Origin of the sequence: Falsirhodobacter algicola, assembly GCF_018279165.1 — a bacterium.
GTDB lineage: Bacteria > Pseudomonadota > Alphaproteobacteria > Rhodobacterales > Rhodobacteraceae > Falsirhodobacter > Falsirhodobacter algicola.
The window spans coordinates 1,572,418-1,585,126 of record NZ_CP047289.1 but is presented as its reverse complement, the minus strand read 5'-3'; the positions used below and the strand labels follow the sequence as shown (position 1 = coordinate 1,585,126).

Genomic DNA, 12,709 nt, shown 5'->3' with positions numbered 1-12,709 from the left:
TCCCGGAGACAGACCTTGCCCCTGAATCGTCGTGCCTTCCTTTCCTCCACCGTCGCCCTTGCCGCACTGGCCGGCACCCTGCCCAGCCTTGCCCGCGCCGCCACGCCCGAAGCGGGCGGCACGCTGCGCGTCGCGCTGGATCAGGCGGTCAGCGTCCTGCATCCGCAACTGAGCCGCGTGAACCCCGAATACCTCGCGGCGGAGCTGCTCTATTCCAGCCTGACGCGGCTGACGCGCGACATGCAGGCCGAACCGGACCTCGCATCGGACTGGACCTCGAACGACGCGCTGACGGAATGGACCTTCACGCTGCGCAGCGGGGTCACCTTCCATGATGGCGCGCCCTGCACGGCCGAGGATGTTGTCGCCTCGTTCACGGCGATCCTCGATCCCGACATGGCCTCCCCTGGGCGCAACAATGTCGGCCCGATCGAGACGGTGGAGGCGATTGATCCGCATACGGTGAAATTCACGCTCAGCACCGCCTATGCCGACCTTCCGGTCGCGCTGGCCTACAACAATGCGCGGATCATCCCGGCATCGGTCGCCACCGGCGATTACGCCAGCCTGCGCGGCATGGCCAACGGCACCGGCCCGTTCCGCCTCGTCTCCTACGAACCCGACCGCCTCGTCGTCGTGGAGAAGAACCCCGATTACTACGACCCCGCGCGCCCGCATCTGGACCGCGTGGAACTGCGCGTCTTCCCCGATCTCGGGGCGCAGGTTTCGGCGCTGCTGGCGGGCGATATCGACATGATCGCGACGGTGGATGCCAACGACTACATGCGGCTCGACGGGCAGGACGGCATCGACCTTCTGCGCGCCGCCTCGGGGCAGTTCTGCAATGTGAACTTCGGCACCGACATCGCCCCCTTCGACGATCCGCGCGTGCGTCAGGCGCTGGCGCTGACGGTGGACCGGGGCACGATGGTCGATTTCATGACCGAAGGCTTTGGGACCAAGGGCAACGACACGCCGCTGAACGCCTCCTACCCCTATTTCAAACCGGTGGAGCAGCGCGAGAAGGACATCGCCAAGGCGAAGGCCCTTCTGACCGAGGCGGGGTTCCCCAATGGGCTGGAGGCGGAACTGATCGCCTCGGACCGCCCGGCGATCCGCGGCAAGCTGGCGGTGGCGCTGCGCGAGATGGCCAAGGAGGCTGGGATCACGATCAACGTCACCACCATGCCCCATGCCACCTATCTGGAGCAGGTGTGGAAGAAGGGTGCCTTCTATATCGGGTTCTACAACATGCAGCCGACGCCGGACGGCATCTTCAAGCTGCTCTTCACCTCGGATGCGGCGTGGAACGAGACGCGCTGGAACAACCCCGATTTCGACGCGCTCGTGGACAAGGCCCGCGCGGTGACCGATCCCGCGACGCGCACGGACCTTTATACGCAGGCGCAGGCGCTGATGAACGCCGATGTGCCCGCCCTGATCCCGGCCTTCTTCGATGTGCTGGGGGCCAAGCGCACATGGCTTCGGGATTACGACATCCATCCGCGCGCCTCTCTCTACCGGCTCGATCACGCTTGGCTGACCGCCGAGGCCCCGACCCGCGCCGGTTGATCCGACCGTCCCGGCCCGCATCGCGCGGGCCGGGCCGCCCTCCGTTCCCCGGCGGCCCCATCCGGGCGGTCGGCACAGACACAAGGATCCCGCCACCGTGTCGGCGAGCTACCTTCTCAAACGTCTGGGACTGATCTGCTACACGCTGATCATCGTCTCCCTTCTCGTGTTCGGCATCACGCAGGTGCTGCCGGCCGATGCCGCCGTGATGATGCTCGGCGAGAACGCGACCCCCGAGGCGCTGTCGGCGCTGCGGGCACAGATGGGGCTGAACGATCCGATCTGGATGCAGTATCTGCACTGGATCGGCGGCGTGCTGCGGGGCGATTTCGGCACCTCGCTGCGCACCGGGCAACCGGTGGGTCCGACGCTTTTGTCCGCACTCGGCACGTCGTTGCAGCTGACGGTCCTGACGCTTCTCTTCATGCTGATGCTGGCGATCCCGATGGGGATCGTGGCGGCGGTGCGGCGGGGGCGGATCGCCGATCTCGCGGTCAGCCTCGTCTCCTATATCGGGGTTTCGCTGCCCGAATTCGTGACCGCCACGATCGCGGTGCTGCTGGTGGCGGATTGGTGGCAGCTTCTGCCCCCCGTCGGCTATGTGCCCTTTTCCGAGGATCCGGCCGAATGGCTGCGCCATCTGGTGCTGCCGGTGGTGGTCGTGTCGTTCATCCTGATCGCCCATGTCTCGCGGATGGTGCGCTCGGAACTCGTGGATGTGCTGCAGACCGACTACATCCGCGCCGCGCGGCTGAAGGGGCTGCGCCCGCGCCGGGTGTTGATCCGCCACGGGCTGCGCAATGCGCTGCTGCCGACGATCACCATCGTGGCGCTGGATGTCGGCTATCTCTTGGGCGGCGTGATCGTGGTGGAGGAGATCTTCTCCATCCCCGGAATCGGCCGTTCGCTGATGTCGGCGGTCCAGTCGCGCGATCTGCCGGTCATCCAGGCGGGGGTGCTGATCATGGCGGCCACCTATTCGATCGCGAATTTCGCGGCCGATCTTCTCTATGCCTGGCTCGACAAGAGGATCCAGTATGACTGACTTGCTGCGCCGCCTCGGGCGGACCCCGCAGGGCCTTGCCGGGGGGATCATCGTCGCGCTGATCCTGCTGGCGGTGATCTTCGGCGCCTCGCTGGCCCCGCACGACCCCGAGGCGATGTCGCCCCTTGCCCGCTACAAGCCGCCGAGCGCCGAATTCTGGCTTGGCACCGATCAATTCGGGCGCGACACGCTGAGCCGTATCCTGTCGGGCGCCCGCGCCACGGTGGTGATGGCGGTTCTGGCGACCCTTCTGGGAACGCTGCTGGGGGCGGTGCTGGGCACGCTGTCGGCCTTCCTTGGTGGGCGCTGGGACGAGTTCATCATGCGTACGGTGGATGCCGTCATGGCGATCCCCTCGCTGCTGCTGGCGCTGCTGGTCGTGTCGCTTCTGGGATCGAGCGAGGTGAACGCGCTCTTGGCCGTGGCGCTGGCCTTCATGCCCGGCATGGCGCGGATCACGCGGGCCGTCGCGCTGACGGTGCGCAAGCAGGATTACGTCAGCGCCGCGATCGCGCGCGGCGAAAGCAGCGGCTACATCGTCCTGCGCGAGATGCTGCCCAACGTCGTGGCCCCGATCGTGGTGGAGATGACGATCCGCGTCGCCTTCGCCGTGATGCTGTTCGCCACGCTGTCCTTCCTCGGCCTCGGCGCGCAGCCGCCGGCGGCGGAATGGGGGCTGATGGTGTCGGAGGCGCGGCAGTATCTGCACCGCTCTGCCTGGATCCTCATCTGCCCGAGCGCCGCGATCGCGCTGACCGCGATCGGCTTCAACCTGCTGGGCGACGGTCTGCGCGACGCCCTGAACCCCAAGACATGAGGCCCGCCATGACCGGACCCACCGCCGCAGATCCGGCGCCCGTGCTGCGCGTGACGGATTATTCGCTGTCCTACCGCGTGCCGGGCGGAACGCTCGATGTGCTGAAGGGCGTGTCGCTGGCGATCGGGCGGGGGGAGATCCTCGGCCTCGTCGGGGAAAGCGGCTCGGGCAAAAGCTCCATGGCGTCGGCGATCATGCGCCATCTGCCCGGCAACGCGCAGGAGGCGGGGGGCGGGCTGCATCTGGGCCGCACCGATCTGCGCGCCCAATCCGCCCGCGCCATGTCCGACATCCGGGGCCGCCGGATCGCGATGGTGTTTCAGGACCCGGCGACCTCGCTGAACCCGACGCTGACCTTGGGCGAGCAACTGGCCGAGGTGCTGATGCGCCACCGGGGGCTGAACCGTGCGCAGGCTTGGGCCGAAGGGGCCGACCGTCTGGCCCGCGTCGGCCTGAAGACCCCGGCGCAGATGATGCACCGCCTGCCGCACGAAGTGTCGGGCGGCGAGAAGCAGCGCGTGGTAATCGCCACCGCCTTCGCCTGCAATCCCGAACTGATCCTGTTCGATGAACCGACGACCGCGCTGGATGTGATCACCGCGCGTCAGATCCTCGATCTCTTCCGCGATCTGCAGGCCGAAACCGGGGTCGCCTCGCTCTATATCTCGCACGATCTGGCGCTGGTGGCGCGCACGGCCGACCGTGTGGCGGTGCTGGAAAAGGGCCGCATCGTGGAGGAGGGGCCGACCGCGGCCCTGTTCCGTGCGCCGCAGCATCCCTACACGCAGGGCCTGATCCGCGCCGTTCCGGTGCCCGAACGCCGGCTGGTGCGCCGCGATCCCGATCCCGCCGCCGCGCCGCTGGTGCAGGTGCAGGGCGTCGGCGTCACCTATGGGCGCCGTCCGCTTCTGTCGACGCTGCTGCGCCGGCCCTACACCCCCGTCATCGGATCGCGCGATGTCCGCCTGGACATCCGCCCCGGAGAAATCCTCGGCATCGTGGGCGAAAGCGGGTCGGGCAAATCGACGCTGGCCAAGGCGATGACGGGCCTCAACCCCTTCACCGGCCAGTTCACCTTCGACGGGCGCCCGATCCGCGGGCCGTCCGACATGGGGCGCACCTATCGCCGCGATGTGCAGATCATCTTCCAGCATCCCGACGCCTCGCTGAACCCGCGCCAGCGCATATCCGAGATCCTCGGCCGCCCCGTGCGCCTTTACGGCGAGGGCCGCACCCCCGCCCGCGCCCAGATCGAGGCGATGTTGGAGCGCGTCCGTCTGCCGACATCGTATATCGACCGCTTCCCCCACCAGCTTTCGGGGGGCGAAAAGCAGCGCATCGCCATCGCCCGCGCCTTCCTGTCGCGCCCGCGCCTCGTGATCTGCGACGAGGTGACATCGGCGCTCGACGTCTCGGTGCAGGCGTCGGTGATCGAATTGCTGATGGACCTGCACGAAGCGACGGGGACGGCCTGCGTCTTCATCACCCATGACATCAACCTGATCCGCCAGATCGCCCACCGCATCGCGGTGATGTATCGCGGCGATCTGGTCGAGGTCGCGCCGGTGGAGCGTATCGCCGACCCGGACCGCGCCCCCTACACCCGTGAATTGCTGGCGGCGGTGACGCCCCCGGCTTCGCTCCAATCGGCGTGAGAGTCACGATCCCCCGAACAACGACCCAGAGGACGACCCAGATGGACCGCAAGGCGCTGCTCGATAGCGTGGATGAGAAAGCCTGCCTCGACTTCGTGTCGATGATGGTGCGCCACAAGACCTATTCCGAGACGGAGGGCGAGACGATCCTCGTTCGCCGCATGGTGGAGGAGATGGCGGCGATCGGCCTTGAGGCCGAGGTGCGCGGCTTTGGCGAAAAGGGGCGCTGCAACGGTGTCGGCACGCTGCGCGGCAGCGGCGGAGGCCGGAGCCTGATCTTCAACGGCCATCTGGACACCAATCCGGTGACCGAAGGCTGGACCGTCGATCCTTGGGGCGGGCTGGTGGATGACCGGTTCATCTACGGCATCGGCGTGTCGAACATGAAAGCGTCGGATGCGGCGTATTTCTGCGCGGTGAAGACGCTGATCGATGCCGGGGTGCGGCTGAAGGGCGATGTCATCCTGACTTATGTCGTAGGCGAGTTGCAGGGCGGCGTCGGCACCGAGGCGCTGCTGAAGGATGGGCTGAAGGCCGATTATTTCGTCAATTGCGAACCCTCGGATCTCGTGGCGGTGACGATGCATTCGGCGGCGCTGAAGTTCCAGATCGAGCTGACGGGCAACACGCGCCATCTGTCCAAGCGCGAAGAGGCAGTGGACGCGCTGGTCGCCGGCTGCGATCTGGTGAGCCATCTGAACGCGATGACCTTCTCCGGCGCGGCGGGGCCCGAGCATGAGGGCGTGAACCGCTGCCATGTCGGCACCTTCCGCGCCGCGCTCGGCCGCGATTTCGAGGAATGGCGCCCGCCGCAGGTGGCCGATTTCTGCATGCTGAAAGGGTCGGCCCGCTATGCCCCCGGTCAGACGCGCGACGGGGTTCTGGCCGATATGGAGGCCGAACTGACCGCCCTGCGCGCCCGTTTTCCGGGGCTGAAGACCAAGCTCATCTCCATGGACACGATGGAGGAGAAGGGCCTGTCGCTGATGCCGCCTTTCGAGGTGAAGCGCGACAGCGCCATCGTCACCGCGATCAACACCGCCTATCGCGCCGTGCGCGCAGAGGAGCAGCCGACCGGCGCCATCACCCCCACGCGCTTCTACGGCAGCGATGCGGGCCATCTTTACGAACTGGGCGGGATGGAGGGCATCGTCTGCGGCTGCGGCGGGCGCTACAACACCATGCCGGACGAGCGTGTGGACATCGTGGACTATATCGACATGATCAAGGTCTACATGCTGACGATCCTCGAAATCTGCGGCGCAGAGGGCGAGGGGGCCTGAGCGGCGCCCCGCGCCTTGCCCCCCGGGGGGGGCTTGGCGCGGCGGCGAAAACGGATCATCTCTATCCTTGCGTGGAACGCGGCGGGCCGAACGGTTCGTCTTGAGGCAGGTGAAAGGCCCCGACCTGATGAGATATACCGGAACTCTTGCAATGATCGTCGCCGTGCTCGGCGTGATCGCCGTGGCGCTGATGCTCTTCGGCGCGCGCTTCGGGCTGTGGCAGCCCATCACCGGCTTCGGCTTCTACCGGACCTACATGACGCCGCTGGGCGCGATCGTCGCGGCGATCGGGCTTCTGGCGCTGATCGTCCACATCTCCCGCCACGAGACGGGCGGCATGGTGGCGGGCGGCGTCGCCATGATCGTGGGCCTGGCCATCCTGACCCCGACGATCATCGCCAAGATCAATCCGCCGCAGCGCGCGGCGCCGATCCACGACATCACCACCGATACCGCCAACCCGCCCGCCTTCGAGCTTTTGGACGACAGCCGCAAGGGCGCGAGCAACACCCTGACCTATGGCGGGCCGGAACTGGCCGCGGCGCAGGCCACCGCCTATCCCGACATCGCCCCGCTGGAAACCGACATGCCCGTCGACGCCGCCTATGAGCGCGCGCTGGCCGTCGCCGGAGAGATGGGCTGGGACATCGTCGGATCGGACCCCGCCCGCCACCGCTTCGAGGCGACGGCCCATACCGCGGTGTTCCATTTCGCCGACGATATCGTGGTCGTCGTGTCGGGCACCGCGGGGGGCAGCCGCGTCGACATGCGCAGCGTATCCCGCATCGGCCGCAGCGATCTCGGCGTCAACGCCGCCCGCATCCGCGATTTCCAGGAACGCTTCGGCGGCTGATGCGCAAACGGCACCGCTTCGCGTTCTCGCATGGCGGTGCTTCGGTCCGGCCCGCGCGCCGATCAGCAGGGGGTGATCATGCTCGCCGAATATCTCTCGCGCCTTGCCACGGAGTATACTTATGAACGTGGTAAAAATTTCACCAATTCGGAGTTCGCCAACTTCGTAAGACGCGACATTACCAGCGAGGTGCGAAAGCGTCTGTTGCTCTGGCCCTTCGACGGGACGGTAAGGGCCAGCGTGGGGCAAGGGGGGTGGGCGGCCGTGCCCTGGATCGCGTTCTTTGATCCTTTGATCACCGAGACGGCGACGAAAGGGTTCTACGTCGTTTATCTCATTAACCCAGATAAGCAGACGATCAGTCTTTCGATGAATCAAGGCACGACTGCGATATATAATGACTACGGTCAAACGCGCGGGCGAGATGTTCTGAGACGCCGGGCGCGTGATATGGCAGATCGCGTTCCTGAGTTTGCAAGCCGCTTCTCCGAAGCCGCTATCGACCTTGGATCGACCGCAAGCCTCCCCGCCGGGTATGAGGCAGGGCATGCTTTCGGAAAGGTGTATCAGGCGGGCGCATTTACCGATCAGGAGCTTTCAGACGATTTGCACCTGATGCTTCGTGCCTATCAAATGCTTATCAATCGCGGCGGCACAACGCCGAGTGAGGTGATGCAGGAAGAAGCGAATGGAAAGACGATCGAGGAAACGCGGCGATACATTCTGTCTCAGCGCATCGAGCGGTCGGGCAAAGTGAGAAAAGATGTACTCAAGGTAAAGCCCCCGATTTGCGAATGTTGCGGTCTTGATCCAAAGCTTGATTATGGCTTCAAAGGGCCCCTGCATGAGGTGCCGTTAGATGTTCATCATGCGGTGCCCCTGCATGGATTGGCGGAAGGAGAGATGCGCCGGTATAAGGTGCCGGACGACTTCATGGTCCTCTGCCCGACCTGCCACCGCATGATCCACAAGACGGACAGGCCATCCGATCTGGAGAATTTGAAGAGGACGCTGCGGTTCAAGATCGCTCGGGAAATGAACTACTTCGTTCCGTGACGCCTTCCAATCCCGATGGTGACCCCGGCAGGAGTCTGCGCATTGTTGAAAATCAAGGGGTTACACTGGCGAACCCCTAGAACAGCCCCTTTGATTTCGTTGACGAAATTCAGGGCCTGACGAATCGTCCGGACGCCCCCGGAGCCCCAAACAAAATTGCCGGGGGAGCTGGCACTCCACCCGACAACAAAGAAAGTCTTTCGACACCAACAGCCTACGCCCCCTCCGCCACTGGCGCAAGCTTCACGGAGGACCGGTCATGAGCTACGTCGTAGAGGCCCATTGCCATGAGCGCCGTTTCGGCAGTGCCGTCCGCAAGCAGATCATCATGTTCCTGGCCAACAAGGCCAGCGATGACGGCTCCGGCATCTGGTGCTCCAAGGGGTTCGTCCAGCGCCACACGGAGCTGAGTGAGACCAGCGTCAAGCGGACCATCTCGGAGTTCCTCCGCGAAGGCATCCTGGTCCAGACCGGACAGCAACGGCCCTGCAAGAACGGCTTCACCGTCGTCTACCGGATCGACATGGATGTCGTGGCGCAGTTGGAGTTGATTGGTGCCCCGGCAAGGCCCCCCGCACAGACGGGGTCCTCAGAGGACGGGGTGCGTCCTGACCCCGGTACCGGGTCCCCTGAGGACGGGGTACGGGGTCCTCAGGGGACCCCAAACAATCCTAAAACAACCCCTAAACCTCCTACGCGCGCGCAGGAGCCGGGGGAGGAGGATTTGGGCAAGATCTGGGATGCCTACCCCGAGGACCGGCGACGGGACCGGCCGACCTCGCTCAGGCTGGCCAGGGATGCGCTGTCCGAGGCGACGGCGGCCGAGCTGCTGACGGCGGTGAAGGCCTACGCCCTGCACTCGGCGGGGCACACCCGATCGAAGGTCAGCTTCTCGGACAACTGGTTCAGGCTGGGGAAATGGCGGCCCTTCGTCGAGGCGGCCCGGGCCGAGGCGCACAGGCCGCAAGAGATCGCCGAGAGGCAGCTCAGCGACGCAGCCAAAGCGATCCGCGAGCGGAAGGACTGGATGTACCGGCACCTGCCGGAGGCCAGGGTATTCCAGGCGGTGCAGCGGGGGCTGATCACGCGGGAAGAAGCCAAGGCAGCGGGGTTCCTGCGATGACCAGACCCGGCATGATCTCGGCCCCCGGCTGGCCAACGAACGCCGCGCCGGTGCAGCCCGCGCTCCCGGGACACCCCGCAAAAGCCTGCCGACGCGCCACCCCCATGGCTGGCGGAGAAGGGCTTTTGCAGCCGCCATGGGCGGCTTCGATCCGGGACGGATCGGCGGCACAGCCGCCTGGCTGGGTGCAGGGGCGCAGCGCCTTGCCCGACGTGTTGCTTGCCAACACAGTAGTCGGTCAATATTGCGTTTCCTGGGGAACGGAGGTCGCACGATGAGCGGCCCCCAGTTCTTCCACCTCCAGAACTTTTCGCGCAAGGCCAACCCCGCCGGCCAATCGGTCGAGCAGGTGCTGGCCGAAGCAGCCCGTGTCCCGCGCTTTTCCACCCACGTCCCCTCCCCTCGTTCGCCGCGCGTCGTCGCGGGTCTGCACCCGGCGCGGATCAAGGAGCGCCATGATGCGATGGTGGAGGCCGGGCGGATTACCGTGACGCTGGCCGACGGCTCGACCAAGGAGCGTGGCATCCGCAAGGACCGTCACACCCTGCTGACCTGCGTGGCCTCGCATCCGCTCCTGTCCAGCCACGTCGAGGCGGACGCGGAAGCCCGGCGGAAGTACGAGACCTGGGTCGAGTACAACCTCGCCCATTTCCAGCGGATGTTCGGCGACAAGCTGATGGGCGTGGTCGAGCACCTCGACGAAGAGCACCCGCATCTGCACGCCTTCGTCCTGCCGACGGATGATCCCACCTGCTCGGCTCGCGATCTGAACCCAGCCTGGGCCGCGAAGGCCGAAGCCGAAGTCGCCGCCCGCGAGGCCGGTCAAGACTCAAAGGCAGCGGTGAAGCTCGGGAACGCGGCCTACAAGGCCCGGGCGCGGGAGCTTCAGGACGAGTACCACCGCGAGGTCGGCATCGCCGCCGCCCTGACCCGGCTGGGTCCGAAGCGGGAAAGGCTGTCCCGGGCGGAGTGGCGGGCACGCAAGGCGGCTGCGGAGCAGGATGCGCTGCTGCTGCGGGAGATGGAAGATCGTGTCTCGGCGCTGGCAATCCACGAGGAAGAACTCTCTGCCACGGAAGAGGAGATCACGTCCCGGCTCGCGGAGCAGCTGGAACAAGCCGCCCTCTTGGACGCAGAGGCTGCGGCGAAGAGGCAGAGCGCCTCGACCGAGAGCGACGCGCTGCTCGAGGCGGCCCGCCGCGATCGGGAGGCGGCGGTGGCCAGGCTGGCCACCGCGGAGGCGGAGGCAAAAAGGCTGGAAAACCGTGCCCGAAAGAAGGTCGAGGAAGATACCGCCGTGGCCGACGCCTACCCCCGGGACACTAAGCGCAAGGCCCGGCAGCTACGGCTCGACGCCGAGCGCAAGATGGAAGAGGTCCACTCTCAGGCCGATGCCTACCGCCGGGACGGGGTGCGCGAGGCCTTCGAGCTGGCCCGCAAGTTGATGATCGGCGTGCTGACCGGTGAAGTCGTGTCGGCGCCAACGGGGGAAGGCTGGACCATCCACGATGAACGCCTGAAGCGTCGGGTCGGAGAGCTGGATGTCGCGAGTTCCCTGAACCGCATCCTTCAGATCGTCTCCCGCTGCTGGGAGCTGATCAAGCGCCACCTGAAACCGGCTGCGGCCGAGGCTGAATTGAGCGACCTGGTGGAGGATCAGCCCCCGGCCGGTCGCGATCAGCTACATCAGTCCGAGAGGGGGATCGAACCGTGACCCGAGAACTGGACGCCCGGATCGAGCAGCTTCGTGCCAGACGAAATGACACGATCCGGAAGACGGAGGCAGAGCTGGCGGAGATGCAGGCAGAGCTCGAGCGGCAGATGACGGCCTTCCGCAAGGAGGTGTCGGCCGAGGCAAATCGGATCGGTGGCGTCATGCAGGTCACTGGCCGAAGGGTTGTTGCCGCGGAAAAGCGGCAGGCGAAGCTCGAGGCAGACCTCGCCATCCTAGGCAAGGAGAGCGGCCTCCTTCTTCGGAGACATAAGAGTCTTGGTCTGGGCATATTGCTGGGAAGCGTCCTGCTGGGCAGCACCTTCATATCCCTGGCGCTCTTGGGGCCACCGTTTTGGCCATATTGATCACCTCGGCGCAGACGGGATCAATCTCGATCGTTACCTCGATTATGTCGCGATGCGCTGTCCAAGGGCACGACCGGCTGGCATGGAACAAGAAGGCCTTAAGAATGCGATACATGAGCTGTGAGGACTTGTTGTCCGCTATCGAGCAGGCCGAGGCTGGGCCGAGCTCAGGTGACATCGAAGGCGCACCGATGATCGACAACTGGTTCCTTGTCTGGCGCGACGGTGATGCCATCCGGGCCGACGGCGACGTGAGCAGCCACCCCGAGGTTTCAGAACCATGGGTGACGACGTCTCCTGTGCTGAGCTTCCAGTACGATTTCGACCTCGAGACAGGCTGGTTGCGGACAATGTCGCGCTGGTATCGCCTTGGTCGGCTGAGGGCTGTTCCGGTTGCGTCACCCGATCCGCAGGCAAAGCGGAGAGAAGCTCTTGATGCCGCGCAGGATCTGCTCAGGCGACATCGGGAGGCTTGGCGCGACCAAATCGAGTCGGGCGGACGACCAGTGGCAACTGATTTGCCAGAGTCGAGTACGGCTCGGATCGATGGGCCGACTGAGCCTCTTGGCCCGGTCACAGGCCTCTTCATCTAGCGGGGGTCAGTTGTGTAGGGAAACATTCGAAAGATCATGGGAAACGCCGTCTCAGATTAGAGGCGGCCCCTGTTCTACCTGTGTGGAAGAAGTGCGAGCTTGGAGAGACGCATATGTCAGAGGTAGGTGGAAAATTCCTTTTCGGAACTTGGCTGAGCGCCACCGAGATCGGCAATCTCGCGGTCTGCGCCAACGTTTCAGAGCGGGGCGATCCGTGGACCACCGAAGCGAAGGACGCCGTCTACAAGCTGCTCAAGCCCACGATATCAACGCACATCAGCCAACGGTCGCGGGGAGGAGCGGGACGGAAGAGAAGCCTCAACCAGGCCTATCAGCTCCTCCTGCTCGACCTGGCCACACACGGAATGGACGCGCCCGAAGCCGTCATGCGGAAGCTCCTGACGATCTGGGCTCTGGAAACGTTTGGTCGCAGCATTGCGCTATCGGGGTTCGATGATGGTCAAGTTCTCGACGCCGTGCTCGAGGAACTCGGCCTGACATCCTAGTTGCACCCAGAAACTGGCTAGGTTCGGCCCGAACTGGTCATGCGGCGGCATAGCAGCCAGGGCCAGCCTCCATGGCGGGCGACTTGGCATTCGGCCCTTGTCTGCCGTTGGTCGGGGTCGTCATCTC

Annotated in this window: 12 protein-coding genes; all 12 read left to right on the top strand. The window is 65.5% G+C overall.

Features of this window, described 5'->3' with window-relative positions:
- The first annotated feature begins 15 nt into the window (after window positions 1–15).
- The 12 genes from GR316_RS07960 (at window position 16) to GR316_RS07905 (ending at window position 12,582) form a co-directional block, all read left to right on the top strand.
- Window positions 16–1,572, top strand: coding sequence for an ABC transporter substrate-binding protein (locus tag GR316_RS07960; RefSeq protein ID WP_211783423.1), 1,557 nt, complete (start codon window positions 16–18; stop codon window positions 1,570–1,572).
- Between the two features lie 97 nt (window positions 1,573–1,669).
- Window positions 1,670–2,617 carry an ABC transporter permease gene (locus GR316_RS07955; protein ID WP_211783422.1) on the top strand — a complete coding sequence of 316 codons (948 nt, stop codon included), beginning with the start codon at window positions 1,670–1,672 and terminating at the stop codon, window positions 2,615–2,617.
- On the top strand, window positions 2,610–3,434 hold the full coding sequence (locus tag GR316_RS07950; protein WP_211783421.1) for an ABC transporter permease: 825 nt from the start codon (window positions 2,610–2,612) through the stop codon (window positions 3,432–3,434). Before GR316_RS07955 ends, GR316_RS07950 begins: the two co-directional genes overlap by 8 nt.
- An 8-nt stretch (window positions 3,435–3,442) precedes the next feature.
- Entirely contained in the window at window positions 3,443–5,089 is a 1,647-nt protein-coding gene (locus GR316_RS07945) for a dipeptide ABC transporter ATP-binding protein (protein WP_211783420.1), read from the top strand.
- 41 nt (window positions 5,090–5,130) lie between these two features.
- Window positions 5,131–6,372 carry a M20 family metallopeptidase gene (locus tag GR316_RS07940; RefSeq protein WP_211783419.1) on the top strand — a complete coding sequence of 414 codons (1,242 nt, stop codon included), beginning with the start codon at window positions 5,131–5,133 and terminating at the stop codon, window positions 6,370–6,372.
- Between the two features lie 127 nt (window positions 6,373–6,499).
- A complete protein-coding gene (locus GR316_RS07935) occupies window positions 6,500–7,225 on the top strand; it encodes a DUF1499 domain-containing protein (protein ID WP_211783418.1) in 726 nt (241 codons plus the stop codon).
- 78 nt (window positions 7,226–7,303) lie between these two features.
- On the top strand, window positions 7,304–8,281 hold the full coding sequence (locus GR316_RS07930) for an MrcB family domain-containing protein (protein WP_211783417.1): 978 nt from the start codon (window positions 7,304–7,306) through the stop codon (window positions 8,279–8,281).
- 259 nt (window positions 8,282–8,540) lie between these two features.
- On the top strand, window positions 8,541–9,404 hold the full coding sequence (locus GR316_RS07925; RefSeq protein ID WP_211783416.1) for a hypothetical protein: 864 nt from the start codon (window positions 8,541–8,543) through the stop codon (window positions 9,402–9,404).
- 274 nt (window positions 9,405–9,678) lie between these two features.
- Complete coding sequence (locus tag GR316_RS07920; RefSeq protein ID WP_211783415.1) at window positions 9,679–11,118, top strand: hypothetical protein; 1,440 nt, start codon at window positions 9,679–9,681, stop codon at window positions 11,116–11,118.
- Window positions 11,115–11,483, top strand: a complete 369-nt coding sequence (locus GR316_RS07915; protein WP_211783414.1) for a hypothetical protein — start codon at window positions 11,115–11,117, stop codon at window positions 11,481–11,483. The genes GR316_RS07920 and GR316_RS07915 overlap by 4 nt, the downstream gene beginning before the upstream one ends.
- A gap of 113 nt (window positions 11,484–11,596) precedes the next feature.
- Window positions 11,597–12,076: a DUF6634 family protein gene (locus GR316_RS07910; protein WP_211783413.1), complete on the top strand. Its 480-nt coding sequence runs from the start codon at window positions 11,597–11,599 to the stop codon at window positions 12,074–12,076.
- 113 nt (window positions 12,077–12,189) lie between these two features.
- Entirely contained in the window at window positions 12,190–12,582 is a 393-nt protein-coding gene (locus GR316_RS07905; RefSeq protein WP_211783412.1) for a hypothetical protein, read from the top strand.
- Window positions 12,583–12,709: the final 127 nt, after the last annotated feature.

Bases quoted from the DNA above. Each gene is read 5' to 3' on its own strand.
- GR316_RS07950 (WP_211783421.1), top strand. From the start codon at position 2,610: ATGACTGACTTGCTGCGCCGCCTCGGGCGGACCCCGCAGGGCCTTGCC.
- GR316_RS07945 (WP_211783420.1), top strand. From the start codon at position 3,443: ATGACCGGACCCACCGCCGCAGATCCGGCGCCCGTGCTGCGCGTGACG.
- GR316_RS07940 (WP_211783419.1), top strand. From the start codon at position 5,131: ATGGACCGCAAGGCGCTGCTCGATAGCGTGGATGAGAAAGCCTGCCTC.
- GR316_RS07935 (WP_211783418.1), top strand. From the start codon at position 6,500: ATGAGATATACCGGAACTCTTGCAATGATCGTCGCCGTGCTCGGCGTG.
- GR316_RS07930 (WP_211783417.1), top strand. From the start codon at position 7,304: ATGCTCGCCGAATATCTCTCGCGCCTTGCCACGGAGTATACTTATGAA.
- GR316_RS07925 (WP_211783416.1), top strand. From the start codon at position 8,541: ATGAGCTACGTCGTAGAGGCCCATTGCCATGAGCGCCGTTTCGGCAGT.
- GR316_RS07920 (WP_211783415.1), top strand. From the start codon at position 9,679: ATGAGCGGCCCCCAGTTCTTCCACCTCCAGAACTTTTCGCGCAAGGCC.
- GR316_RS07910 (WP_211783413.1), top strand. From the start codon at position 11,597: ATGAGCTGTGAGGACTTGTTGTCCGCTATCGAGCAGGCCGAGGCTGGG.
- GR316_RS07905 (WP_211783412.1), top strand. From the start codon at position 12,190: ATGTCAGAGGTAGGTGGAAAATTCCTTTTCGGAACTTGGCTGAGCGCC.